This is a genomic window from Streptomyces sp. R21 (genome assembly GCF_041051975.1).
In the GTDB taxonomy this organism is placed as follows: Bacteria; Actinomycetota; Actinomycetes; order Streptomycetales; family Streptomycetaceae; genus Streptomyces.
In genome coordinates this window covers 2900233-2923071 of the sequence record NZ_CP163435.1, presented here as the reverse complement: position 1 = coordinate 2923071, position 22839 = coordinate 2900233, and the positions used below count along the sequence as shown (strand labels likewise).

Here is a 22839-nt window from a genome sequence, read left to right as displayed (position 1 = left end):
GCGCGGCTGCGGCGACCGGACTGCCGTGCTCTGCACGCCGGTCGGCCGCCGCGCAACGGCCCGACGTCGCATAACTCACTGTGGCCGAAGCCGTGTAGAAGCACGGGATTCGGGGAACCTTCTGGTCTCCCGCTACGTTTCTGCTACGTGCACAGTGACATCGCGGTGACAGGGTGTGGCGACGGGCGGGGTGCGGCTACCATGACCGGCACAAGGACGGGCGGCGCAAGGGAGCCGTCCCCTGGGGCGGCGCCCGGTGCTTCCCCAAGTCCTTCGGACAGGGGAGGCCCCATGCCGGGGCGAGGAGGGCGGGCCATGGTGCAGAAGGCCAAGATCCTCCTGGTCGATGACCGGCCGGAGAATCTGCTGGCGCTGGAGGCCATCCTCTCCGCGCTCGATCAGACACTGGTGCGGGCATCGTCCGGGGAAGAGGCGCTCAAGGCGCTGCTGACGGATGACTTCGCGGTCATCCTGCTGGATGTCCAGATGCCGGGCATGGACGGTTTCGAGACGGCCGCGCACATCAAGCGGCGCGAGCGGACCCGGGACATCCCGATCATCTTCCTCACCGCCATCAACCACGGCCCCCACCACACCTTCCGTGGGTACGCGGCGGGCGCGGTGGACTACATCTCCAAGCCGTTCGACCCGTGGGTGCTGCGCGCGAAGGTCTCGGTGTTCGTCGAGCTCTACATGAAGAACTGCCAACTCCGGGAGCAGGCAGCGCTGCTGCGGCTCCAGCTGGAGGGCGGCGGCAAGGCGGCACTCGGTACGGCCAAGGAGCCGGCCGGGCTCCTCGCCGAACTGTCCGCGCGGCTCGCGGCCGTTGAGGAACAGGCCGAGGCGCTCTCCAAGCAGCTGGACGACGACTCGGCGGACGCGGCGGCGGTGGCGACCGCGGCGCATCTCGAACGCAAACTCACCGGACTGCGCAGGGCGCTGGACGCGTTGGAGCCGGGCACGGGAAGCGGCGCGCCCTCGGTGCCGTCGCAGAACTGAGCGGAACCGAGCGGAACTGAACCGGGCCGGTGCGCGCCGAGCGTCTTCGGTGCGCGCCGCGCTCATGAGGTCACGTCAGTTTCCCGCCCCGGTAAGGGCGACACGAACGGGTGAAGCAGTAGGCACACGTGTCCGCTGTCGTCTCCACCGGTAACCTCACACTCATGGCCTCACGTCCCTCCGCAGCCAAGAAGCCGCCCGCCAAGAAGGCGGCCGGGCCGACGAAGGCTCCGGCGAAGAAGGCCCCCGCGAAAAAGGCAGCCGCAAAGAAGGCGCCCGCCAAGAAGGCCGCGGCGAAGAAGCCCGCACCCGCGCCGGCGCCCAACCCGACCGCGGGCGTGTACAAACTCGTACGCGCCCTCTGGCTCGGGCTCGCGCACGCCGTCGGAGCGATGTTCCGCGGCATAGGGCGCGGCGCGAAGGGGCTCGACCCGGCGCACCGCAAGGACGGCCTCGCGCTCCTGCTGCTCGGCCTCTCGCTGATCGTCGCCGCCGGGACCTGGTCCAATCTGCGAGGGCCCGTGGGCGACCTCGTCGAGATGCTGGTGACCGGTGCCTTCGGGCGCCTCGACCTGCTCGTCCCGATACTGCTCGGCGTCATCGCCGCGCGCCTCATCCGGCATCCCGAGAAGCCCGACGCCAACGGACGCATCGTGATCGGCCTGTCCGCGCTCGTCATCGGCGTGCTCGGGCAGGTCCACATCGCGTGCGGGGCGCCCGCGCGCAGCGACGGCATGCAGGCGATAAGGGACGCCGGAGGGCTCATCGGCTGGGGAACGGCCACCCCGCTGACGTACACGATGGGCGAGGTCCTCGCCGTACCCCTGCTCGTGCTGCTCACCGTCTTCGGCCTGCTGGTCGTCACGGCGACCCCGGTGAACGCGATTCCGCAGCGGCTGCGGCTGCTCGGCCAGAAGCTGGGCATCGTCCAGGCCGACGACGCCGACCTGGACGACGCCGACCTCCTCGGGGACGACGAGCGCTACGACGAGCAGTGGCGCGAGGCGCTGCCCGCGCGCTCCCGGCGCCGTACGAGCGCTCCCGAGTCCTATGACCCCGACGGTGCCGAGCAGGAGGCGCTCAGCAGGCGCCGGAGCCGCCCCCGGCGGCCCGCCGTGCAGCAGCCCGACATGAACCGGCCGATGGACGCGGTGGATGTCGCCGCGGCCGCTGCCGCCGCGCTCGACGGCGCCGTGCTGCACGGGATGCCGCCGTCCCCGCTGGTGGCCGATCTGACGCAGGGCGTCAGCGTGGAGCGGGACGGGTACGAGGAGACGACCCCTGTGCCGGCCGCGCGGGCCAAGGGCGCCAAGCAGGCCCCCAAGCAGGAGGCCCTGAAGGTCGAGTCCGTCGTGCCCGACCTCACCAAGGCCGCGCCCGAGGCGGCGCGCGACCTGCCGCCGCGCGCCGAGCAGCTCCAGCTCTCCGGCGACATCACGTACTCCCTGCCGTCGCTCGACCTCCTGGAGCGCGGCGGTCCCGGCAAGACGCGCAGCGCCGCCAACGACGCCGTGGTCGCCTCCCTGTCGAACGTCTTCATGGAGTTCAAGGTCGACGCCGCCGTCACCGGCTTCACGCGCGGTCCGACGGTCACCCGCTACGAGGTCGAGCTCGGCCCGGCCGTGAAGGTCGAGCGGATCACGGCCCTCACCAAGAACATCGCGTACGCCGTCGCCAGCCCGGACGTGCGGATCATCAGCCCGATCCCCGGCAAGTCCGCGGTCGGCATCGAGATCCCGAACACCGACCGCGAGATGGTCAACCTCGGCGACGTCCTGCGGCTGGCGGACGCGGCCGAGGACGACCACCCGATGCTGGTGGCGCTCGGCAAGGACGTCGAGGGCGGCTATGTGATGGCCAACCTCGCGAAGATGCCGCACGTCCTGGTCGCCGGAGCCACCGGCTCCGGTAAATCGTCGTGCATTAACTGCCTGATCACGTCGGTCATGGTGCGCGCGACCCCCGAGGACGTCCGCATGGTGCTCGTCGACCCCAAGCGCGTCGAGCTGACGGCGTACGAGGGCATTCCGCACCTGATCACGCCGATCATCACCAACCCGAAGCGGGCCGCCGAGGCCCTCCAGTGGGTCGTACGGGAGATGGATCTGCGCTACGACGACCTCGCGGCGTTCGGCTACCGGCACATCGACGACTTCAACCAGGCCATCCGCGACGGCAAGCTCAAAACGCCGGAGGGGAGCGAGCGGGAGCTCAGGACCTATCCGTACCTGCTGGTGATCGTCGACGAGCTCGCCGACCTGATGATGGTCGCGCCGCGTGACGTCGAGGACTCGATCGTGCGCATCACGCAGCTGGCGCGCGCGGCCGGCATTCACCTGGTGCTCGCCACCCAGCGGCCCTCCGTCGACGTCGTCACGGGCCTGATCAAGGCGAACGTGCCCTCCCGGCTCGCCTTCGCCACCTCCTCGCTCGCCGACAGCCGCGTCATCCTCGACCAGCCCGGCGCCGAGAAGCTGATCGGCAAGGGCGACGGGCTCTTCCTGCCGATGGGCGCCAACAAGCCGACCCGTATGCAGGGCGCATTCGTCACCGAGGACGAGGTCGCGGCGATCGTCCAGCACTGCAAGGACCAGATGGCGCCGGTCTTCCGGGACGACGTCACCGTGGGCACCAAGCAGAAGAAGGAGATCGACGAGGACATCGGCGACGACCTCGACCTGCTGTGCCAGGCGGCCGAGCTGGTCGTCTCCACGCAGTTCGGGTCCACGTCGATGCTCCAGCGCAAACTGCGCGTCGGCTTCGCCAAGGCGGGACGTCTGATGGACCTCATGGAGTCCCGGGGCATCGTCGGTCCGAGCGAGGGCTCCAAGGCGCGTGACGTTCTCGTGAAGGCCGATGAGCTGGATGGAGTGCTCGCGGTGATTCGTGGGGAAGCTGAAGCGTAAGGAATCGGGGCAGGTCGGTCACCGGGCGGATGGGGCCGCGGCGCGTGGGTATGCGAACGTGACTCACCCGTAAGGAAACCGCGAGCAACCGTTTCCCTTTGGCGTACGTCAAGTTGAGGGAGGGGACAGGTACATGTCCCAGCATCAGGATGACCGGCCATTCTGATGGCGTACAAAGTCCTACCGCCCGGTTGCCCCACCCTTTCGTACCCCCCCTAGACTGAACCTCCAGCACAGGTGGCTACACGCTCGAAAGGCGCCCCCGTGTCCATCGGCAACTCCCCTGACGGCAACTCCCCCGAAGACGAGCGTCCGTTCGAAGAAGACCACGGCCTTGAAGCCGAACGCCTCTCGATCGGCCGCGCCCTGCGGCAGGCGCGCATCGAGGCCGGACTGACCGTCGACGACGTCAGCAACGCCACCCGGGTCCGCATCGCCATCGTGCACTCGATCGAACAGGACGACTTCGCCCCCTGCGGCGGTGACGTCTACGCGCGCGGTCACATCCGCACCCTGGCGCGCGCTGTGCGCCTCGATCCCGCCCCGCTGCTCGCGCAGTACGACGCCGAGCACGGCGGCCGTCCGGCTCCGACGCCGGCGGCCCCGCTCTTCGAGGCGGAGCGGATCCGCCCGGAGCGCCGCGGGCCCAACTGGACCGCCGCCATGGTCGCCGCGATCGTCGCGGTGATCGGCTTCGTCGGCTTCACCGTGATCGGTGGGGGCGACGACGGGGACGGCACGAAGACGCAGGTCGCCGAGGGGTCCACGCCGACCACCAGCAAGCCCGCGACCAAGCCGACCGCGACCAAGCCCGCCGATCCGAAGCCGGACCCCTCGGACAGCGCCATCGCGGCCGCCCCCCGGGACAAGGTCACCGTCCAGGTGACGGCCACCGACGGCCGCAGCTGGATCTCCGCCAAGGACCACAACGGCCGACTGCTCTTCGACGGGCTGCTCAAGAAGGGCCAGTCCCAGACCTTCCAGGACAACTCGAAGGTCAACCTCGTCCTCGGTGACGCGGGCGCGATCCAGCTCTACGTGAACGGCAAGAAGATCGAGGACGACTTCCGGCCGGGCCAGGTCGAGCGCCTCACGTATACGAAGGGCGACCCCGAGGTCGGCTGACGTTCTTCGGCCTTCGGAGCATGCCGGTACGGGGTTGGCCAAGATCGGCCAACCCCGTCGACGTGGGCTGTCAGTGAGACAAAGTAGTCTTGAGCCCATGCCTGAACGCCGTACCGTCGCACTCGTCACTCTTGGCTGCGCCCGTAACGAGGTGGACTCGGAGGAGCTCGCAGGCCGCTTGGAGGCGGACGGCTGGCAACTCGTGGAGGACGCCGAGGAAGCGGACGTCGCCGTCGTCAACACCTGCGGCTTCGTCGAAGCCGCCAAGAAGGACTCCGTAGACGCCCTCCTCGAGGCCAATGACCTCAAGGGCCATGGCAGAACCCAGGCCGTCGTGGCGGTGGGCTGCATGGCCGAGCGGTACGGCAAGGAGCTCGCCGAAGCCCTGCCCGAGGCCGACGGCGTGCTCGGCTTCGACGACTACGCAGACATCTCCGACCGCCTCCAGACCATCCTGAACGGCGGCATCCACGCCTCGCACACGCCGCGCGACCGCCGCAAGCTGCTGCCGATCAGCCCGGCGGAGCGGCAGGACGCCGGCGGGGAAGTGGCCCTTCCCGGCCACGGCGCCCCCACGGACCTCCCGGAGGGCGTGGCTCCGGTCTCCGGCCCCCGCGCGCCGCTGCGCCGCCGTCTCGACGGCTCGCCCGTCGCCTCGGTGAAGCTCGCCTCCGGCTGCGACCGGCGCTGCTCCTTCTGCGCCATCCCGTCCTTCCGCGGCTCCTTCATCTCGCGGCGCCCCAGCGACGTACTGAACGAGACCCGCTGGCTGGCCGAGCAGGGCGTCAAGGAGGTCATGCTGGTCTCCGAGAACAACACCTCGTACGGCAAGGACCTCGGTGACATCCGTCTCCTGGAGACCATGCTCCCCGAGCTGGCGGAGATCGGCGGCATCGAGCGGGTGCGCGTCAGCTACCTCCAGCCGGCCGAGATGCGCCCCGGCCTCATCGACGTCCTGACGTCCACGCCGAACATCGCGCCCTACTTCGACCTGTCCTTCCAGCACTCCGCGCCCGCCGTGCTGCGCTCGATGCGGCGCTTCGGCGACACCGACCGCTTCCTGGAGCTGCTCGACACGATCCGCGCCAAGGCCCCGCAGGCCGGTGTCCGCTCCAACTTCATCGTGGGCTTCCCCGGCGAGACCGAGGAGGACCTGGCGGAGCTGGAGCGCTTCCTCACCGGCGCGCGACTCGACGCGATCGGTGTCTTCGGCTACTCCGACGAGGAGGGCACGGAGGCGGCGACGTACGAGAACAAGCTGGACGAGGACGTCGTGGCCGAGCGGCTCGCCCGTGTCTCCAGGCTGGCCGAGCAGCTGGTCTCGCAGCGCGCCGAGGAGCGCGTCGGCGAGACGGTGCACGTCCTGGTCGAGTCCATCGACGACATGGAGGGCGCGGTCGGCCGCGCCGCGCACCAGGCGCCCGAGACGGACGGCCAGGTGCTGTTCACGAGCGGCGAAGGTCTGACCGTCGGCCGTATGGTCGAGGCGAAGGTGGTCGGTACGGAAGGTGTCGACCTGGTGGCCGAGCCGCTCCTGGGCTCGCTCCCGTGTACTGAGGAGGCGGGCAGATGACCGGAGTCCCGGCATCCGCGGCGGGCGGCTCCCCCAGCACGAAAGGTGCGGCGGGCGCCTCCGGCGTTCCGGGGGGCGCCAAGTCGGCGCGTGGCGGGAAGCTGGTCGATGCGGCCGTCAACCAGGCCAGCCTCTGGAACATCGCGAACATCCTGACCATGGTCCGGCTCGTCCTCGTGCCGGGATTCGTGGCGCTGATGCTGGCCGACGGCGGCTACGACCCGGCCATGCGGGCCTGGGCGTGGGCGGCCTTCGCCGTCGCCATGATCACCGACATCTTCGACGGCCATCTGGCGCGTACGTACAACCTCGTCACCGACTTCGGGAAGATCGCCGACCCCATCGCCGACAAGGCGATCATGGGTGCGGCGCTGATCTGTCTGTCCTCGCTCGGCGATCTGCCGTGGTGGGTGACCGGGGTGATCCTCGGGCGTGAGCTCGGGATCACCCTGCTGCGTTTCGTGGTGATCCGTTACGGCGTCATCCCGGCGAGCCGCGGCGGCAAGATGAAGACCCTGACCCAGGGCACCGCCGTCGGGATGTACATCCTGGCGCTGACGGGGCCGCTGGCCACCCTGAGGTTCTGGGTGATGGCCGCGGCGGTCGTCCTGACCGTGGTCACCGGGCTCGACTATGTGAGACAGGCCATTGTGCTGCGCAGGCGCGGAATCGCCGAGCGGCAGGCGGCGGCCGAGGAGGCCGAGCGGTGAACCCCGCGGCCGCCGAAGTGCTGCGACTACTCACGGTGAGGGGCGAGACGCTCGCCGTCGCCGAGTCGCTCACCGGTGGCCTGGTGGCGGCGGAGATCACAGCTACGCCCGGGGCGTCCAAGGCCTTCCGGGGCTCAGTGACCGCCTACGCCACCGAACTCAAGCATCAGCTGCTGGGCGTCGACGCCACTCTGCTGGCCCAGCGCGGAGCGGTGGATCCGCAGGTCGCGGCCCAGATGGCGGCCGGCGTACGCAAGGCGCTGGGCGCCGACTGGGGGATCGCCACCACCGGTGTCGCCGGGCCCGAACCCCAGGACGGACAGCCGGTCGGAACGGTTTTCGTGGCCGTCGACGGACCTTCTGAAGCCAATTTTCACGGGGATCGTGGCGGGAAAGTGCTGCCGCTGCGGTTGAACGGCGACCGTGCGGAAATCCGTATGGAGAGTGTACGGAGCGTACTCGCGCTGCTTCTGAAGCAGCTCGCGGGCGAACAGACCGGGAATGAGCGGGCACAGGATACGGAACAGAACGGGGGGACTTGATGTTTGCAGCCCTGAGTGAACACGACATCGCTCCCCGCACGGCCGCGGCGCAAGGCGGTACGGTGGGGCGTGAAGGATGCGGCTACGCGGTCCGAGGAGGGAGCCACCGATGATTCTGCTCCGTCGCCTGCTGGGTGACGTGCTGCGTCGGCAGCGCCAACGCCAGGGCCGTACTCTGCGCGAAGTCTCCTCGTCCGCCCGAGTTTCACTCGGCTATCTCTCCGAGGTGGAGCGGGGGCAGAAGGAGGCTTCCTCCGAACTGCTCTCCGCGATCTGCGACGCGCTGGACGTACGGATGTCCGAGCTCATGCGGGAAGTGAGCGACGAGCTCGCCCTCGCGGAGCTGGCACAGTCGGCAGCGGCCACAGCGCCGGTGCCCGCAGCGGTGCGCCGTCCGATGCTGAATTCCGTATCCGTCACCGGTGTGCCACCGGAACGGGTCACCATCAAGGCGCCCGCCGAGGCAGTGGACGTGGTCGCCGCCTGATCCTCGCGAGCACGCGCTCATGAGGTGAAGAATCGTGTACGAAGCCCCGGTCAGGGCTTCTCCAGGGAGATCTGGAGGACGCGGCCGGGGCTTTCGTATGCCTCCATATGACCTAAATCTCCAGCTATGTCATGGTGGGCGTGGGCCGGGCGTGCGCCCCTGTGCCGCAGGTGCGCCCTGCCGACTGGTGCGTGCGGCGGTCTAGCGTCGGGCTGGAGGTGGCGGCCATGGCAGGACGAGCGGTTCGCTGGGCCGTTGCTCTGGGGCTCGGCGCGCTGTGGTGGTGGGGAGTGCTCCGGCTGCTGCTGGCGCCCGACGCCGGGGTGTTGGAGGGGGCGGTCGCGACCGGGGGGTGGGGGCTGAGCCTGTTGCCGGTGCACTGTGTGCCGAAGGTGCGGGCGGGCGGGGCGGTCGAGGACGCGGGTGGTCGTGAGCGGTCGGGACGGGCGTCGCGGTGGCGCCGTTGGGGCGGTGGATCCAGCCCGTCGTGATGGCTCGGGGGTGGGGTCTGGGGCGGTGCGCCCAGGGGGTGGCGGTGACGACCTGGAGCAGGGCAAGGTCGTCATGGCCGCGATCTACGGCGGCTCGAAGGCGGCTTGAGGTCGCTTCGGTGAGGGCTTGAGCGAGGCTTGAGATGGCTTCGGGGAGGGCTTGACCGAGGGTGGAGGGTCACCAGGGCATGGCGACGCCGCCGTTGGGGCGGAGGATCTGGCCCGTCGTGAACGACGAGGCGTCCGAGGCCAGGTGCAGTACGGCGTGGGCGATGTCGTCCGGTTCGCCGACCCGGCCCAGGGGGGAGAGGCGCGCCATGAACGCCTCGGTGCGGGCCTGCGCCTCCCCGTGGCGGTCGGTCATCGGTGTACGGATCCAGCCCGGGGCGACTGCGTTGACTCGGATGCCGTGCGGGCCGACCTCGGTCGCCAGGGTCTTCGTCAGCTGGACGACGGCCGCCTTCGCCGCGCTGTAGCAGAGCAGCCCCGGTCCGCCGGTGTCGATGGCACCGGACGCCATGGTGATGATGCTGCCGCGCGTGTGCGTCCCGATCATGTGGCGGGCCGCCTCCTGGCAGGCGTACAGCACGCCCTTGAAGTTGATGCCCAGCACCCGGTCGAGGTCCTCGTCCCGGGTCTCCAGGACGGGGCTGCTGTGCATGATCCCGGCGATCGCCGCCATGATGTCGAGGCGTTCGCAGGAGGTGACGGCCTCCGCGAGCCGGTCGCGGTCGGTGACGTCGAGGGGGTGGGTGTGCGCGGTGCCGCCCTGGTCCTTGATGAGTGTCGCCGTCTCGTGCAGGCCCTGCGCGTCGCGATCCGCGCAGTGGACGACGGCGCCCGACTCGGCGAGCAGTACGGCGGATGCGCGGCCGATGCCGCCGGCAGCGCCGGTGACGAATGCGGTGCGTCCGGTGAGGTCGTACGCCTTGACGGCCATGTAGGGACGGTACGAGGGTTTCTGACGGTCCGTCAATTATCGGTCGGTCATTTTCCGGTCGGTCAATTGCTGGTACGTCGGGGAGCTCCACGGAGTCGGGCGGCGGGCGGTGGCGGCGTGGGGCCCGTCTGGCAGGTCGGGCACCAGTAGGTGGCGCGTTCGCGGGAGCCGTCGCCCTGGTCGGCGAGCAGGATCGAGGTGTGGCAGCGCAGACAGGGGCGCGGTGCGCGGCCGTAGACGAAGAGATTCTGGTCGCGGCGGCCGGTGGTGCTGCGGGCCGGGCGGTCGCGGTTGGCTTCCAGAAGCTTCTTGGCGAGGGGCGGCAGCTGGGCGGCGAGGTCGGCCGGGAGCTCGCCGACGGGCAGCCAGGGGGTGACCCTGAGGAGGAAGCACAGCTCGCTCTTGTAGATGTTGCCGATGCCCGCGAGGTTGCGCTGGTCGAGCAGGGCCTCGCCGAGGGAGCGTGCCGGGTCACTCAGGAGGTTCTTCAGGGCCCTGTCCGGGTCCCAGTCCGGGCCGAGGAGGTCGGGGCCGAGGTGGCCGACGGCGTGGCGCTCGTCGGTGGTGCGGAGCAGTTCGAGTACGGGGAGGCGATAGCCGACAGCCGTGCGTTCCGCGTTGCCGAGGATCGCCCGGATCTGGTGCGCGGGGCCGCCGCTCCAGCGCTGGCCGCTCCCGTACACCTTCCACGATCCGTCCATCCGCAGATGTGAGTGCAGTGTCAGTCCGCCCTCGATGCGGGTGAGGAGGTGCTTGCCGCGGGGGGTGACGTCCAGCACCGTACGACCGGTCAGGTCGGCGGTGGCGTACTTGGGCACTCTCAGGTCGGAGCGGATCAGCCTCTTGCCTGCGAGCGCGATGTGCAGGCGCCTCGCGGTCTGCCAGACGGTGTCTCCTTCGGGCATGGGGTCCAGGGTGGCACGGGTCGGGGGCTTTTGCGGGGTGAGGTCGGGCGTCGATGTGCGCATCACGCGCGCAGGCGCAGTCCGCGCGGGGTCGCGATGAATCCGGCTCCTTCCAGAAGGGTGCCGAAGGGGGAGGTGAGGGCGGAGGCGCCGTTGACACGCTCCACGGTGACCGTGCCGAGCGAGCCCGCGCGGGCGGCCGCGGAGAGGGCCTCGGCGGCGGCGCGGAGGCGAACGTCATCCGTGACCGTGCCGTCCGGGTCGGCGGGCCAGGCCAGCAGGGTCTTGCCGCCACGCTCCATGTACAGCGTCAGCTCGCCGTCGACGAGCACGACCAGGGAGCCCGCTTTACGTCCGGGCTTGTGCCCGGCGCCGGTCGGGGGCTCGGGCCAGGGAAGCGCGGCGCCGTAGGCGTTGGCGGGGTCGGCGGCGGCCAGGACCACGGCCTGGGAGGCGCTGCCGGAGCGGGAGCGGCCGGGGGAGTAGCCCGGGCCGGTCGGGCGGCCGGAGCGGGACGAGAAGGCGGAGTCGGCGGAGAAGCCGTGGTCGTCGGTGAAGGTGTACGGGCTGGGGGTTCCGGGATGGCCGGCGCTGCCTGTGTTGGATGCGCTGTTGATGGGCCTACGACCGGGGGTGTCGGAGGCGTCCGGCCGGTCGAGGTCGTCGAAGAAGTCGGGAGTGTTCGCGGCGTCGTGCTGGTGAAGGGGGTCCAGGGGGGTTTGGGGATCGGTGAAGTCTGGTGTGGCTGTGGAGTGGTGGGGGCCGGGGAAGCCGTTCGGGATGGGGAAGCCGTCGCCGAAGTCCGGTTCGGGCAGGGTCTCGCCGCGATCCCGGGCGTTCGCCGTCGCGCGCAGGCGGTCCACCGCGCCGTCCATCGCGAACTGCGCGGCGCCGAGTCCTTCCACCACATAGCCGCGACGTGCCTGACCGCTGTCCTCGAAGGCCGACAGGATGCGGTACGTCGCCGAGAAGCCGCCCTCGACACCTTCCGCGGCGACCGCACCGCGTGTCACGACGCCGTGCCGGTCCAGCAGCGTGCGGGCCAGGGCGTGGGCGCGCACCGTGGCGTCGGGCTCGCGGGCCGGGAGCAGCGACCAGCGGCCGGCGACCGTCGGGGGGCCGGTGCGGGAGGCGGGGCGTGCGGCAGCCGTCAGCGAGCCGTAGCGGCCCCGAGGCACCGTGCGCTTGGCGCGGTGGGCCGTGGATCCGGCGGTGCGACCGGAGCCCAGGAGGGAGCGCATCGGGGCGAGCGTGTCGTTCGTGAGCCTCCCCGACCAGGCCAGATCCCAGATGGCGTCGGCCAGTTGGGGATCGGTGACGTCCGGGTGTGTGGTGGCGCGGATCTGGTCGGCGATCTGGCGGAAGAAGAGGCCGTAGCCCCCGGAGAGGATGTCCAGGACGGATTGGTGGAGCGCGGTCGGCTCCAAGGGGTGCGGGTTGGGGAGGAGCAGCGGGGCCGCGTCGGCCAGATAGAGAGACACCCAGCCGTCCTTGCCCGGCAATGCCCCGGCTCCGGCCCAGACCACTTCCCCGGCCGAGGTGAGCTCGTCGAGCAGCGCGGGGGCGTACCCGGCGACACGGGAGGGCAGCACGAGCTTCTCCAGCGCCGACGCGGGGACGGACGCGCCCTGCAACTGTTCGATCGCACGCACCAGTCCGTCGATGCCGCGCAGCCCGTGCCCGCTGCCGACGTGCTGCCACTGCGGCAGGAACTGCGCGAGCGCGGCGGGCGGCACCGGCTCAAGCTCGTGGCGCAGCGCCGCCAGCGAACGGCGCCGCAGCCGTCGTAGGACTGTCGCGTCGCACCATTCCTGGCCGATGCCCGCCGGATGGAACTCCCCTTGTACGACACGCCCGTTGGCCGCAAGGCGTTGCAGCGCCCCGTCGGTGACGGCTGTGCCGAGACCGAAGCGGGCCGCGGCCGTGGTCGACGTGAACGGGCCGTGCGTGCGGGCGTAGCGCGCGAGGAGGTCGCCCAGGGGGTCCTTGACCGGCTCGGTGAAGGCCTCCGGGACGCCGACGGGCAACGCCGTGCCGAGTGCGTCGCGCAGGCGTCCGGCGTCCTCGATCGCCGCCCAGTGGTCGGCGCCGCCGATGCGGACCCGGATGGCGCGGCGGGCTCCGGCGAGCTCCCGCGCCCACTGCGGATCCGCGCCGCGCTCGGCCAGCTCGGTGTCCGTGAGCGGGCCCAGCATGCGCAGCAGGTCCGCGACACCTTCGGCGTCCTTGACGCGCCGGTCCTCGGTCAGCCACTGGAGCTCCCGCTCCAGCTCGGTCAGGACGTCGGCGTCGAGCAGCTCACGCAGCTCGGCCTGCCCGAGCAGTTCGGCAAGCAGTCGCGAGTCCAGCGACAGGGCGGCGGCGCGCCGCTCGGCGAGCGGCGAGTCACCCTCGTACAGGAACTGGGCCACGTAACCGAAGAGAAGGGAGCGCGCGAAGGGGGACGGCTCGGGCGTGGTGACCTCCACGAGGCGCACCTTGCGGGACTCGATGTCGCCCATCAGCTCCGTGAGACCCGGGACGTCGAAGACGTCCTGGAGACACTCGCGGACCGCCTCCAGGACGATCGGGAACGACCCGAACTCGCTCGCCACCTGGAGGAGTTGGGCGGCGCGCTGGCGCTGCTGCCACAGCGGGGTGCGCTTGCCCGGGCTGCGGCGCGGCAGCAGCAGCGCCCGCGCGGCGCACTCGCGGAAGCGGGCCGCGAAAAGGGCCGATCCGCCCACCTGGTCCGTGACGATCTGATCGACCTCGCCCTTGTCGAAGGCGACGTCCGCCGCACCGACGGGGGCCTGTTCCGCGTCGTACTCCGTGCCTGTCCTTGCCGGTTCCTGGTCGAGCAGGTCCAGGCCCATCAGGTCGGCGTCCGGGAGCCGCAGCACGATGCCGTCGTCGGCATGCATGACCTGCGCGTCCATGCCGTACCGCTCGGAGAGGCGGGCGCCCAGCGCGAGGGCCCACGGAGCGTGGACCTGGGCGCCGAAGGGCGAGTGCACGACGACCCGCCAGTCACCCAGCTCGTCGCGGAAACGCTCGACCACGATCGTGCGGTCGTCCGGGATGTGCCCGCACGCCTCGCGCTGTTCGGCCAGGTACGACAGGACGTTGTCCGCGGCCCAGGCGTCCAGACCCGCGGCGAGGAGGCGCAGGCGGGCGTCCTCCTTGGGCAGTGAGCCGACCTCGCGCAGGAACGCGCCGACCGCGCGGCCCAGTTCGAGCGGGCGGCCCAGCTGGTCGCCCTTCCAGAACGGGAGCCGGCCCGGGACGCCGGGAGCGGGCGAGACCAGGACCCGGTCGCGGGTGATGTCCTCGATACGCCAGGAACTGGTGCCGAGTGTGAAGACGTCGCCGACCCTGGACTCGTAGACCATCTCCTCGTCGAGCTCGCCGACCCGGCCGCCGCCCTTCTTGGGGTCGGCCCCCGCCAGGAAGACCCCGAAGAGCCCGCGGTCGGGGATCGTGCCGCCGGAGGTGACCGCGAGACGCTGCGCGCCGGGGCGCCCGGTGACCGTCCCGCCGACGCGGTCCCACACCACCCGCGGGCGCAACTCCGCGAAGGCGTCCGACGGATAGCGGCCCGCGAGCATGTCCAGCACGGCTGTGAACGCCGACTCCGGGAGTGAGGCGAAGGGGGCGGCACGGCGGACCGTGGCGAGCAGATCGTCCACCTGCCAGGTGTCCAGCGCGGTCATCGCGACGAGCTGCTGGGCCAGCACGTCCAGGGGATTCGCCGGGACCCGGAGCGACTCGATGGAGCCGGTGCGCATCCGCTCGGTGACCACCGCCGCCTGGACCAGGTCGCCGCGGTACTTGGGGAAGACGACTCCCGTGGAGACCGCGCCCACTTGGTGCCCCGCGCGGCCCACGCGCTGGAGGCCGGAGGCCACGGACGGAGGGGACTCGACCTGGATCACCAGGTCCACCGCGCCCATGTCGATGCCCAGTTCGAGGCTGGACGTGGCGACCACCGCGGGGAGGCGGCCCGCCTTCAGGTCCTCCTCGACGAGCGCCCGCTGCTCCTTGGAGACCGATCCGTGGTGGGCGCGGGCGATGACGGGAGGAGCTCCCTGGGCCGCGCCCGAGCCGCCCATCAGCTGCGCCGGGGCGTGCGCCTCCTCCAGGGGCTCGCCGGTCGCCCGCTCGTACGCGATCTCGTTCAGCCTGTTGCAGAGCCGTTCCGCGAGGCGGCGGGAGTTGGCGAAAACGATCGTCGAACGGTGGGACTGGACGAGGTCGGCGATCCGCTCCTCGACGTGCGGCCAGATGGAGGGCTTCTCCGCGCCGTCGTTCGCATCGGCCGCCGGGGAGCCGCCCAACTCGCCCAGATCCTCGACCGGGACGACCACGGAGAGGTCGAATTCCTTGCCGGACGGCGGCTGGACGATCTCCACCTTGCGGCGCGGAGACAGATAGCGCGCGACCTCGTCCACCGGGCGCACGGTGGCGGAGAGGCCGATGCGGCGGGCGGGCTTGGGCAGCAGCTCGTCGAGGCGCTCCAGGGTGAGCGCGAGGTGCGCGCCGCGCTTGGTGCCCGCGACCGCGTGCACCTCGTCCAGGATCACCGTCTCGATGCCGGTCAGCGCGTCGCGCGTGGCCGACGTGAGCATCAGGAACAGTGACTCCGGGGTCGTGATCAGGATGTCCGGCGGGCGGGTGGCCAGGGCGCGGCGCTCCGCCGCCGGGGTGTCGCCCGAGCGGATGCCCACCTTCACCTCGGGCTCGGGCAGGCCCAGGCGTACGGACTCCTGGCGGATGCCGGTCAGTGGGCTGCGGAGGTTGCGCTCGACGTCCACCGCGAGGGCCTTGAGCGGGGACACGTACAGGACCCGGCAGCGCTTCCTGGGGTCGGCCGGTGGCGGGGTCGACGCCAGCTGGTCCAGCGCGGCGAGGAACGCGGCGAGGGTCTTGCCGGAGCCGGTGGGGGCTACGACCAGCACGTCCGAGCCCTCGGCGATGGCTCTCCACGCACCGGCCTGAGCCGCGGTGGGCGCGGAGAACGCCCCCGTGAACCAGCCGCGGGTTGCGGGTGAGAAGCCGTCCAGGGCTCGGTGTGCGGAGCTGACCATGCGTCCATCCTGCACCCGAGGACTGACAATGGGGCTGAGCTGCGGGGATGTACTCGGGAGTGGGGTGTGGGGCTCCTGTCGCATGCGGTCTGCGGTCTGCGGTCTGCGGTCTGTCGCCTGTCGCCTGACGCCGGTGGTGGGTCTGGGTCGGGCCCGGAGACGTACGTGGGTGGGGGCGGCGCAGAATGGGGCCATGGCTGGTTCCGGGGAGCGGGCGCGGCACTGGCAGTACGCCGAGCTGCCGGGGGTCGATCTGCTGCGGGCGCGGTATGTCGAGAAGATCTTTGTGCGGCATACGCATGAGAACTTCGTCATCGCTGCCATCGCCGACGGTGTGGAGGTCTTCCACCACGGAGGCGCCGATCAGTACGCGGGGCCGGGCGCCCTGGCGCTGGTCAATCCCGATACACCGCATACGGGCCGGGCGGGAGTCCCTGAGGGGTGGCGGTACGGGGCGGTCTATCCGTCGCCCGAACTGGTGGCCGAGATCGCGGCCGAGACCACCACACTTCGCGGCGCCCCTGGTTTCACCAGTCCCGTACTGGATGATCCGTACGCCGCGGGCCTCGTTCATCAGGTGCTGCGTGCCGCGGAGGAGGGCAACGCGCTTGCCGCCGACACCCTGCTGCGGGTCGCGGTGACCCGGCTGTTGCGGCTGAACGGCGGTCCGCTGCCGCAGCGTGACGTACGGACCGCGGGTGCCCGGGTCGCCGCACGCGCGCGTGCCGTGCTGGAGGGGGACATGGCGGAGCCCCCGTCGTTGGAGCGGCTGGCCGCCGATCTCGGCACCGGACCGTTCGCGCTGCTGCGCGCGTTCCGTGACGCCTATGGGATGCCGCCGCACACCTGGCTGACGGATGCCCGGGTGCGCCGGGTGCGTCATCTGCTGGATGCCGGCATCACGCCGGCCGAGGCCGCTGTCGCCGTCGGGTTCACCGACCAGCCTCATCTCAACCGCCACTTCACCCGGATCGTCGGGGTCCCTCCGGGCGCGTACCAGCGGGAACGGAGGGGCGGGCGCAAGAACGTACAAGACCCACAAGGGCGCCTTCTCGTATCGTCCGACGCGTGCCAGAACAGCAAGCTCTCGCAGACATACGCAGTGAAGACGGCGGAAAAACCGACGCCGCCGTCGTCCGGGACGCCCTGGGAGTCGGGGTCGCCGTCGGACTGTCCGGTTTCGCCTTCGGGGTGACCTCGGCCGGCAGCGGGCTCACGCTGCTGCAGACCTGTGCGCTCAGTCTCCTGGTGTTCACCGGCGCCTCGCAGTTCGCGCTCGTGGGCGCGCTGGCCGCCGGGGGGAACCCGCTCACGGCCGCCGCGGGCGCCTTCTTCCTCGGCGTGCGCAACGCCTTCTACGGGCTGCGCCTGTCGCAGTTGCTGGCCCTCCCGCGCGCGGTGCGCCCGTTCGCCGCCCAATGGGTCATCGACGAGACGACGGCCGTCGCGCTCGCGCAGCCGACCCGCCGCAGCGTCCGCATCGGGTTCACCGTCACCGGGCTCACCCTCTACGTGCTGTGGAACCTCACCACACTGCTCGGCGCCGTCGGTGCCGAGGCCATCGGTGACACCGACGCGTGGGGGCTGGACGCCGCGGGGCCCGCCGTCTTCCTGGCCCTGCTCGCGCCGATGCTGAAGACCACCACGGAGCGCGCGGTCGCGGGTCTCGCGGTTCTGCTGGGGCTCGGTCTGCTGCCTGTCCTGCCGGCGGGCGTTCCCGTGCTGGTGGCCGCGCTGGCCGCCCCGGCCGTCCTCTACGTAGAGGGGCGTCGCCATGTGAAAGCCGTCGACAATGGAGCGGGGGAAAAGCGTTGAACATCTGGATCGCCATCGGCGCGACCGCCGTCGGCTGCTACGCCGTCAAGCTCATCGGGCTCCTGGTACCGGCCGGCGTGCTGGAGCGGCCGCTCGTCAGGCGCCTCGCCGCCCTGCTGCCCGTCGCCCTCCTCGCCGCCCTCACGGCACAGCAGACCTTCGCCGACGGACACGTCCTGGTGGTGGACGCGAAGGCCGCAGGGCTCGGAGCGGCCGCCGTCGCGCTGATCCTGCGTGCGCCCTTCCTGCTGGTGGTCGCCTCGGCCGTGGTGGTGACCGCGGGCGTACGCGCCCTGACGGGCTGACGCGCCCGCGTACAGGAACCTCGCCTTGGGCAGGGACCACGTCGCCCTATGGGGGCTTGTGACGCGTCACAAGCCCCCATAGGGCGACTGGGTGGGCATCGGAAGCATGCGCCCGGTGCGTCAGCCGATGGGGCGCCCGTACGCCCGTAGCGTGCGCAGTGCCTCGATCGTCAGGAGCGGGCGGGACTCCAGTGCGATGCCCGGCGCCCACTGGCGTGAGCGGATCGGCCAGCCGCCGTCCGTCCGCTGATCGGCGGCCAGGAAGTCGAGCGAGCGCGCCATCTCCTCGTCGGTGAACCACGCGCGCGCGAGCGAGCCCGGGGTCTTCGCGTAGTCGTGTGCGAAGTGGTGCTCGCCCGGCGCGTAACCGGGCGCCACCGGATACGCACCGAGGCGCTCGGGTTCCAGGGCCGCGAGCCGGTGCTCGCGCACCAGGCGGCCCAGACGGTCGGCGGCCGCCTCGGCGCGCGGCCGGTCGGGTGCGGAGTCGAGGAAGGTCACCGCCGCCTCGACCTCGCAGGGATGCGACTTCTCCAGGGACTCGACCGACTGCCAGCAGAAGTCGGTCGCCCTGAACAGCCAGGCGTGCCACACCTCGTTGCGGTGCAACAGGCCCACCACGGGCCCGGTGGCGAGGAGTTCGCTCGGCGGGTCGTCGACGACCGGGATGAAGGGAGCCGCCGGGTAACCGCGCTGGCTGGGATGGATCGCCGGCAGCGCGCCGTCCGCGGTGGAGACGGAGGTCAGATAACGGCACACTCGCTCCACTCGCTGCCCGCCGCAGCGCCCGATCGAGTCCAGGACACGCAGCGCGTGCCCGGTGTGCAGCGGCTGGCTGACCGGTCCGCGCAGATCGGGTTCGAGGGCGTGACCGTACCCGTCGTCCTCGTTGAGGTACGCGGCCAGCGCGTCCTCCACCGCGTCGGCACTCCCGTTCAGGAAGTGGTACGCGAAGCGGCGCTGCTCCAGTACACGGGCGGTCAGCCAGATGAAGTGCTCGGCGCGGCTGAGCGGGGTCTGCGCCGGGGGCGTCGGGGGGAGTGGGGATGCTCCTGTTTCGGCCATGCGTCAGACCGTAGGACGGAAAGCGTTTCCGACAAGGGGTCCCGGCTCGGGCCCACTCTCAGGGGCGGGATACTGGAGTCATGCGGTTGACGGTCTTCTGGCAGCGGATGGCGGATCACTTCGGAACGGGGTACGCCGACACCTTCGCGCGCGATCACGTGATGACGGAGCTCGGCGGGCGCACCGTGCACGAGGCGCTGAACGCCGGCTGGGAAGCCAAGGAAGTGTGGCGCGTGGTGTGCACGGCCATGAACGTTCCCCACGAAAACCGCTGACGGGCCACGAAGATCCAGGGTCGGTCACCGATTGTCGGTGGCGTGGGCGAGACTTGCAGCGTGGCCCCGACAGACGAGACCGCACAGGTCGCCCAGCACGCATCCCCCTTCGGCACGACGCCGCCCGCCGGCCCCCCGGCGCAGGACGCCGTCGCGCAGGGTGGGCGCATGCCGCGCTGGCTGCCGCGTGCGATGGTGCTCGCGCTCGCGCTCATCGCTGTGTTCCAGTTGGGCAGTTGGGCGTTCCACCAGCTCACGGGCCTGTTGATCAACATCCTCATCGCGTTCTTCCTGGCACTCGCGATCGAGCCGGCGGTCAGTTGGATGGCCTCGCGCGGCATGCGCCGCGGACTGGCCGCCTTCCTCGTCTTCCTCGCGGTGATGATCATGGTGGCGGGCTTCATCACGCTGCTCGGCTCCATGCTCGCCGGCCAGATCATCAAGATGGTCGAGGGCTTCCCGGACTACCTCGACTCGGTCATCAACTGGATCAACACGACGTTCCACACCGAGTTGAGACGGGTGGACATCCAGGAGAGCCTGCTCCGCTCCGACTCGCTGCGGAAGTACGTGCAGAACAGCGCCACCGGCGTCCTGGACGTGTCCGCGCAGGTGCTGGGCGGCCTCTTCCAGCTGCTGACGATCGCGTTGTTCTCGTTCTACTTCGCCGCCGACGGGCCGCGGCTGCGTCGGGCGCTGTGCTCCGTGCTGCCGCCCGCCCGGCAGGCCGAGGTGCTGCGCGCCTGGGAGATCGCCGTCGACAAGACGGGCGGCTATCTGTACTCGCGCGGCCTGATGGCGCTGATCTCGGGCGTCGCGCACTACATCCTGCTGCAGTCGCTGGGCGTGCCCTACGCGCCCGTGCTCGGCGTCTGGGTCGGTCTGGTCTCCCAGTTCATCCCCACCATCGGAACGTATCTCGCGGGCGCGCTTCCGATGCTGATCGCCTTCACGATCGACCCCTGGTACGCGCTCTGGGTGCTGATCTTCGTAGTGGTCTACCAGCAGTTCGAGAACTATGTGCTCCAGCCCAAGCTGACCGCCAAGACCGTGGACATCCACCCGGCGGTCGCCTTCGGCTCGGTCATCGCCGGTACCGCCCTCCTCGGCGCGGTCGGCGCGTTGATCGCCATCCCCGCGGTCGCCACCCTGCAGGCCTTCCTGGGGGCGTATGTGAAGCGGTACGACGTCACCGACGACCCCCGGGTGCACGGGCACCGCAACAGGGGCTCGGACAGCGTCTTCGCGCGCGTGCGCCGGTCGTGGTGGCCGCGGCGGGCGGAAAGAAGCGAGCCCGAGTCCGGGGAGAGTTCCTCGCAAGACTCTCGATAGGTCTCGGCAGATCGCAGCACCTACAGGTACTCGGTAGATCCACACGTACTCAGTAGGTGAGGACTGCCCATGCTCCCGCGCCGATGACGGCCGCCGCGTAGCAGCCGGTCGCCGCGTACAGGATGCGTTGCCTCGTCCGCGCGCTCCAGGGTGTGCGGGACAGCAGCCAGGCCAGCGAGGGCAGCACCAGGACGGCGTGCAGGCTCACCCCGTGCAGGGGCTTGAGCGGGGCCGTCGAGTGGAATGCCGCCTCCTGGTGGCCGGTCCGGGTGAGGACCACTCCGCGCGCGATCATCGCGGCACCCGACACGAGGGCGACCAGCAGGATCGCGAACCCGGACCGCAGCGCGAGTGGCATCCCCGAGGGACCTGCGGGCCGGTGCCGGAACGAGGCGACGGCGAACACGGTGAGCAGCATCACGAGGACCCCACCGCCCACAGCGAGCGTCATCGACACCGCGGTGTCGAAGGCGGTCTCCATATTGAGATGCGAGGGGACCCGGCGCCACGCCTGGAGGGTGATCCCGCCGACCTCCACGACGCAGTCCACGGCGAACACGACGAGCAGCGTGGTGCGCAGCCGCGCCCCGACACGCAGGTACGACGTGACCCAGGTGATCGCGATCAGCGTCAGCCCGAAGGAGAGCCCGAACGTGACGGGCTTGCGCCACGAGACGGGCCCGTCCCAGGGCCCGCCGTCGACGGCGAGGACGACCAGGTGCGCCAGGCCGGACAGCGTCAGTACGGCACCGGTCCCGTAGCAGAGGCGTTCGGCTGGGGTGCGTGGTCCGCTGCGGCTCTCCATGGGGTCAGCTTCCGCCGGGCCGGGGCGTGCGGTCGTCGTACGGCCGAAGACTCCTGCCGTACGCCGGGGAGAGTAGGAGCGCGTTCCGGACGGCACTTCCGGGGAGTGCGGAGGTTCGGGACCGGGCGATGTCGGACCGTGAACGTAGTCTCGGAGGTGCCGCGTGGTGCGCTTGACACCAAAATCGAACATCCATTCTCATGGAAGCTCCGGCGAAGCTCTCGACGGGGATTTCGACAGGGTTTTAGTGGAGATGTGCCCGAGTTATCCACAGGCCGGACGGGCGTCGGGGCGCATTGTCAGTGGCAGGCGTTAGCGTCTTTGACGTGAAGCGATCGACTCAAGCAAACCGGGTGGAACCCATGGCAGGAACCGACCGCGAGAAGGCGCTCGACGCCGCACTCGCACAGATTGAACGGCAATTCGGCAAGGGCGCGGTGATGCGCCTGGGCGAGCGGCCGAACGAGCCCATCGAGGTCATCCCCACCGGGTCGACCGCGCTCGACGTCGCGCTCGGCGTCGGCGGCCTGCCGCGCGGCCGAGTGGTGGAGGTGTACGGCCCGGAGTCCTCCGGTAAGACGACCCTGACGCTGCACGCGGTGGCGAACGCGCAGAGGCTCGGCGGCCAGGTGGCCTTCATCGACGCGGAGCACGCCCTCGACCCCGAGTACGCGAAGAAGCTCGGCGTCGACATCGACAACCTGATTCTGTCGCAGCCGGACAACGGCGAGCAGGCTCTGGAGATCGTGGACATGCTGGTCCGCTCCGGCGCGCTCGACCTGATCGTCATCGACTCCGTCGCCGCCCTGGTGCCGCGCGCGGAGATCGAGGGCGAGATGGGCGACTCGCACGTGGGTCTGCAGGCCCGACTGATGAGCCAGGCCCTGCGAAAGATCACCAGCGCGCTCAACCAGTCGAAGACCACGGCGATCTTCATCAACCAGCTGCGCGAGAAGATCGGCGTGATGTTCGGCTCCCCGGAGACCACGACCGGTGGCCGGGCGCTCAAGTTCTACGCCTCGGTGCGACTCGACATCCGCCGCATCGAGACGCTGAAGGACGGCACCGACGCGGTCGGCAACCGCACCCGCGTCAAGGTCGTCAAGAACAAGGTGGCGCCGCCCTTCAAGCAGGCCGAGTTCGACATCCTCTACGGGCAGGGCATCAGCCGCGAGGGCGGCCTGATCGACATGGGCGTGGAGAACGGCTTCGTCCGCAAGGCCGGCGCCTGGTACACGTACGAGGGCGACCAGCTCGGTCAGGGCAAGGAGAACGCGCGCAACTTCCTGAAGGACAACCCCGACCTCGCCAACGAGATCGAGAAGAAGATCCTGGAGAAGCTGGGCGTCGGTGTGAAGCCGCAGGAGCCCAGCGCCGAGCCGGGTGCGGACGCGGCGGTCTCGGCCGCTCCGGACGACGCCGCGAAGACGGTGCCCGCTCCGGCGACCAAGACGGCCAAGTCCAAGGCCGCGGTGGCCAAGAGCTAGCCCAAGGGCCA

At 70.7% G+C, this 22839-nt stretch carries 19 protein-coding genes; 14 read left to right on the top strand and 5 right to left on the bottom strand.

What is annotated here, in order from left to right:
- Positions 1-315 precede the first annotated feature (315 nt).
- From AB5J56_RS13055 to AB5J56_RS13020, 8 genes are all read left to right on the top strand, one after another.
- Positions 316-999 carry a two-component system response regulator gene (locus AB5J56_RS13055; RefSeq protein ID WP_153288245.1) on the top strand — a complete coding sequence of 228 codons (684 nt, stop codon included), beginning with the start codon at positions 316-318 and terminating at the stop codon, positions 997-999.
- A gap of 164 nt (positions 1000-1163) precedes the next feature.
- On the top strand, positions 1164-3905 hold the full coding sequence (locus AB5J56_RS13050) for a DNA translocase FtsK (protein WP_369232876.1): 2742 nt from the start codon (positions 1164-1166) through the stop codon (positions 3903-3905).
- Between the two features lie 264 nt (positions 3906-4169).
- Positions 4170-5030 carry a helix-turn-helix domain-containing protein gene (locus AB5J56_RS13045; RefSeq protein WP_369232875.1) on the top strand — a complete coding sequence of 287 codons (861 nt, stop codon included), beginning with the start codon at positions 4170-4172 and terminating at the stop codon, positions 5028-5030.
- A gap of 97 nt (positions 5031-5127) precedes the next feature.
- Positions 5128-6603 carry a 30S ribosomal protein S12 methylthiotransferase RimO gene (gene rimO / locus AB5J56_RS13040; RefSeq protein WP_369232874.1) on the top strand — a complete coding sequence of 492 codons (1476 nt, stop codon included), beginning with the start codon at positions 5128-5130 and terminating at the stop codon, positions 6601-6603.
- On the top strand, positions 6600-7313 hold the full coding sequence (gene pgsA / locus AB5J56_RS13035) for a CDP-diacylglycerol--glycerol-3-phosphate 3-phosphatidyltransferase (RefSeq protein WP_369232873.1): 714 nt from the start codon (positions 6600-6602) through the stop codon (positions 7311-7313). The genes rimO and pgsA overlap by 4 nt, the downstream gene beginning before the upstream one ends.
- Entirely contained in the window at positions 7310-7855 is a 546-nt protein-coding gene (locus tag AB5J56_RS13030; protein WP_369232872.1) for a CinA family protein, read from the top strand. The genes pgsA and AB5J56_RS13030 overlap by 4 nt, the downstream gene beginning before the upstream one ends.
- 109 nt (positions 7856-7964) lie before the next feature.
- Positions 7965-8342 (top strand): helix-turn-helix transcriptional regulator, encoded by a 378-nt coding sequence (locus tag AB5J56_RS13025; protein WP_356136705.1) that lies wholly within the window; start codon positions 7965-7967, stop codon positions 8340-8342.
- A 227-nt stretch (positions 8343-8569) separates the two neighbouring features.
- The gene (locus AB5J56_RS13020) at positions 8570-8833 is read left to right on the top strand and encodes a hypothetical protein (protein ID WP_369232871.1); all 264 of its coding nucleotides are present in this window, start codon (positions 8570-8572) and stop codon (positions 8831-8833) included.
- A gap of 178 nt (positions 8834-9011) precedes the next feature.
- Here the strand turns inward: AB5J56_RS13020 and AB5J56_RS13015 are convergent, their stop codons facing one another.
- The 3 genes from AB5J56_RS13015 to AB5J56_RS13005 form a co-directional block, all read right to left on the bottom strand.
- Positions 9012-9773 (bottom strand): SDR family NAD(P)-dependent oxidoreductase, encoded by a 762-nt coding sequence (locus tag AB5J56_RS13015; protein ID WP_369232870.1) that lies wholly within the window; start codon positions 9771-9773, stop codon positions 9012-9014.
- Positions 9774-9835: 62 nt separating this feature from the next.
- Positions 9836-10678 (bottom strand): DNA-formamidopyrimidine glycosylase family protein, encoded by an 843-nt coding sequence (locus AB5J56_RS13010; RefSeq protein ID WP_369232869.1) that lies wholly within the window; start codon positions 10676-10678, stop codon positions 9836-9838.
- Between the two features lie 62 nt (positions 10679-10740).
- Positions 10741-15744 carry an ATP-dependent helicase gene (locus tag AB5J56_RS13005; RefSeq protein ID WP_369232868.1) on the bottom strand — a complete coding sequence of 1668 codons (5004 nt, stop codon included), beginning with the start codon at positions 15742-15744 and terminating at the stop codon, positions 10741-10743.
- A 193-nt stretch (positions 15745-15937) separates the two neighbouring features.
- On the opposite strand from AB5J56_RS13005, the gene AB5J56_RS13000 reads away from it, so the two are divergent.
- From AB5J56_RS13000 to AB5J56_RS12990, 3 genes are read left to right on the top strand one after another with little or no spacing between them, the layout of a single operon-like run.
- Complete coding sequence (locus tag AB5J56_RS13000; protein WP_369232867.1) at positions 15938-16939, top strand: AraC family transcriptional regulator; 1002 nt, start codon at positions 15938-15940, stop codon at positions 16937-16939.
- Positions 16840-17559, top strand: a complete 720-nt coding sequence (locus AB5J56_RS12995) for an AzlC family ABC transporter permease (protein ID WP_369242524.1) — start codon at positions 16840-16842, stop codon at positions 17557-17559. The genes AB5J56_RS13000 and AB5J56_RS12995 overlap by 100 nt, the downstream gene beginning before the upstream one ends.
- The gene (locus AB5J56_RS12990) at positions 17556-17864 is read left to right on the top strand and encodes an AzlD domain-containing protein (protein ID WP_369232866.1); all 309 of its coding nucleotides are present in this window, start codon (positions 17556-17558) and stop codon (positions 17862-17864) included. Before AB5J56_RS12995 ends, AB5J56_RS12990 begins: the two co-directional genes overlap by 4 nt.
- Before the next feature lie 120 nt (positions 17865-17984).
- Here AB5J56_RS12990 and AB5J56_RS12985 read toward each other — a convergent pair whose 3' ends face one another.
- A complete protein-coding gene (locus AB5J56_RS12985; protein ID WP_369232865.1) occupies positions 17985-18929 on the bottom strand; it encodes a hypothetical protein in 945 nt (314 codons plus the stop codon).
- 80 nt (positions 18930-19009) lie between these two features.
- Between AB5J56_RS12985 and AB5J56_RS12980 the strand changes: the two genes are divergently transcribed.
- Complete coding sequence (locus AB5J56_RS12980; RefSeq protein ID WP_369232864.1) at positions 19010-19204, top strand: DUF3046 domain-containing protein; 195 nt, start codon at positions 19010-19012, stop codon at positions 19202-19204.
- Between the two features lie 60 nt (positions 19205-19264).
- Positions 19265-20536 (top strand): AI-2E family transporter, encoded by a 1272-nt coding sequence (locus AB5J56_RS12975; RefSeq protein WP_369232863.1) that lies wholly within the window; start codon positions 19265-19267, stop codon positions 20534-20536.
- A 49-nt stretch (positions 20537-20585) separates the two neighbouring features.
- On the opposite strand, the gene AB5J56_RS12970 is transcribed toward AB5J56_RS12975, so the two are convergent.
- Positions 20586-21341 carry a hypothetical protein gene (locus tag AB5J56_RS12970; protein ID WP_369232862.1) on the bottom strand — a complete coding sequence of 252 codons (756 nt, stop codon included), beginning with the start codon at positions 21339-21341 and terminating at the stop codon, positions 20586-20588.
- A gap of 362 nt (positions 21342-21703) precedes the next feature.
- Here AB5J56_RS12970 and recA point away from each other — a divergent pair, with 362 nt between their 5' ends.
- Positions 21704-22828 (top strand): recombinase RecA, encoded by a 1125-nt coding sequence (recA, locus tag AB5J56_RS12965; RefSeq protein ID WP_369232861.1) that lies wholly within the window; start codon positions 21704-21706, stop codon positions 22826-22828.
- Positions 22829-22839: the final 11 nt, after the last annotated feature.

Bases quoted from the DNA above. Each gene is read 5' to 3' on its own strand.
- AB5J56_RS12985 (WP_369232865.1), bottom strand. From the start codon at position 18,929: ATGGCCGAAACAGGAGCATCCCCACTCCCCCCGACGCCCCCGGCGCAG.
- AB5J56_RS13005 (WP_369232868.1), bottom strand. From the start codon at position 15,744: ATGGTCAGCTCCGCACACCGAGCCCTGGACGGCTTCTCACCCGCAACC.
- AB5J56_RS13055 (WP_153288245.1), top strand. From the start codon at position 316: ATGGTGCAGAAGGCCAAGATCCTCCTGGTCGATGACCGGCCGGAGAAT.
- AB5J56_RS12970 (WP_369232862.1), bottom strand. From the start codon at position 21,341: ATGGAGAGCCGCAGCGGACCACGCACCCCAGCCGAACGCCTCTGCTAC.
- AB5J56_RS13050 (WP_369232876.1), top strand. From the start codon at position 1,164: ATGGCCTCACGTCCCTCCGCAGCCAAGAAGCCGCCCGCCAAGAAGGCG.
- recA (WP_369232861.1), top strand. From the start codon at position 21,704: ATGGCAGGAACCGACCGCGAGAAGGCGCTCGACGCCGCACTCGCACAG.
- rimO (WP_369232874.1), top strand. From the start codon at position 5,128: ATGCCTGAACGCCGTACCGTCGCACTCGTCACTCTTGGCTGCGCCCGT.
- AB5J56_RS12980 (WP_369232864.1), top strand. From the start codon at position 19,010: ATGCGGTTGACGGTCTTCTGGCAGCGGATGGCGGATCACTTCGGAACG.
- AB5J56_RS13000 (WP_369232867.1), top strand. From the start codon at position 15,938: ATGGCTGGTTCCGGGGAGCGGGCGCGGCACTGGCAGTACGCCGAGCTG.
- AB5J56_RS13020 (WP_369232871.1), top strand. From the start codon at position 8,570: ATGGCAGGACGAGCGGTTCGCTGGGCCGTTGCTCTGGGGCTCGGCGCG.
- AB5J56_RS13010 (WP_369232869.1), bottom strand. From the start codon at position 10,678: ATGCCCGAAGGAGACACCGTCTGGCAGACCGCGAGGCGCCTGCACATC.
- AB5J56_RS13015 (WP_369232870.1), bottom strand. From the start codon at position 9,773: ATGGCCGTCAAGGCGTACGACCTCACCGGACGCACCGCATTCGTCACC.
- AB5J56_RS13025 (WP_356136705.1), top strand. From the start codon at position 7,965: ATGATTCTGCTCCGTCGCCTGCTGGGTGACGTGCTGCGTCGGCAGCGC.
- pgsA (WP_369232873.1), top strand. From the start codon at position 6,600: ATGACCGGAGTCCCGGCATCCGCGGCGGGCGGCTCCCCCAGCACGAAA.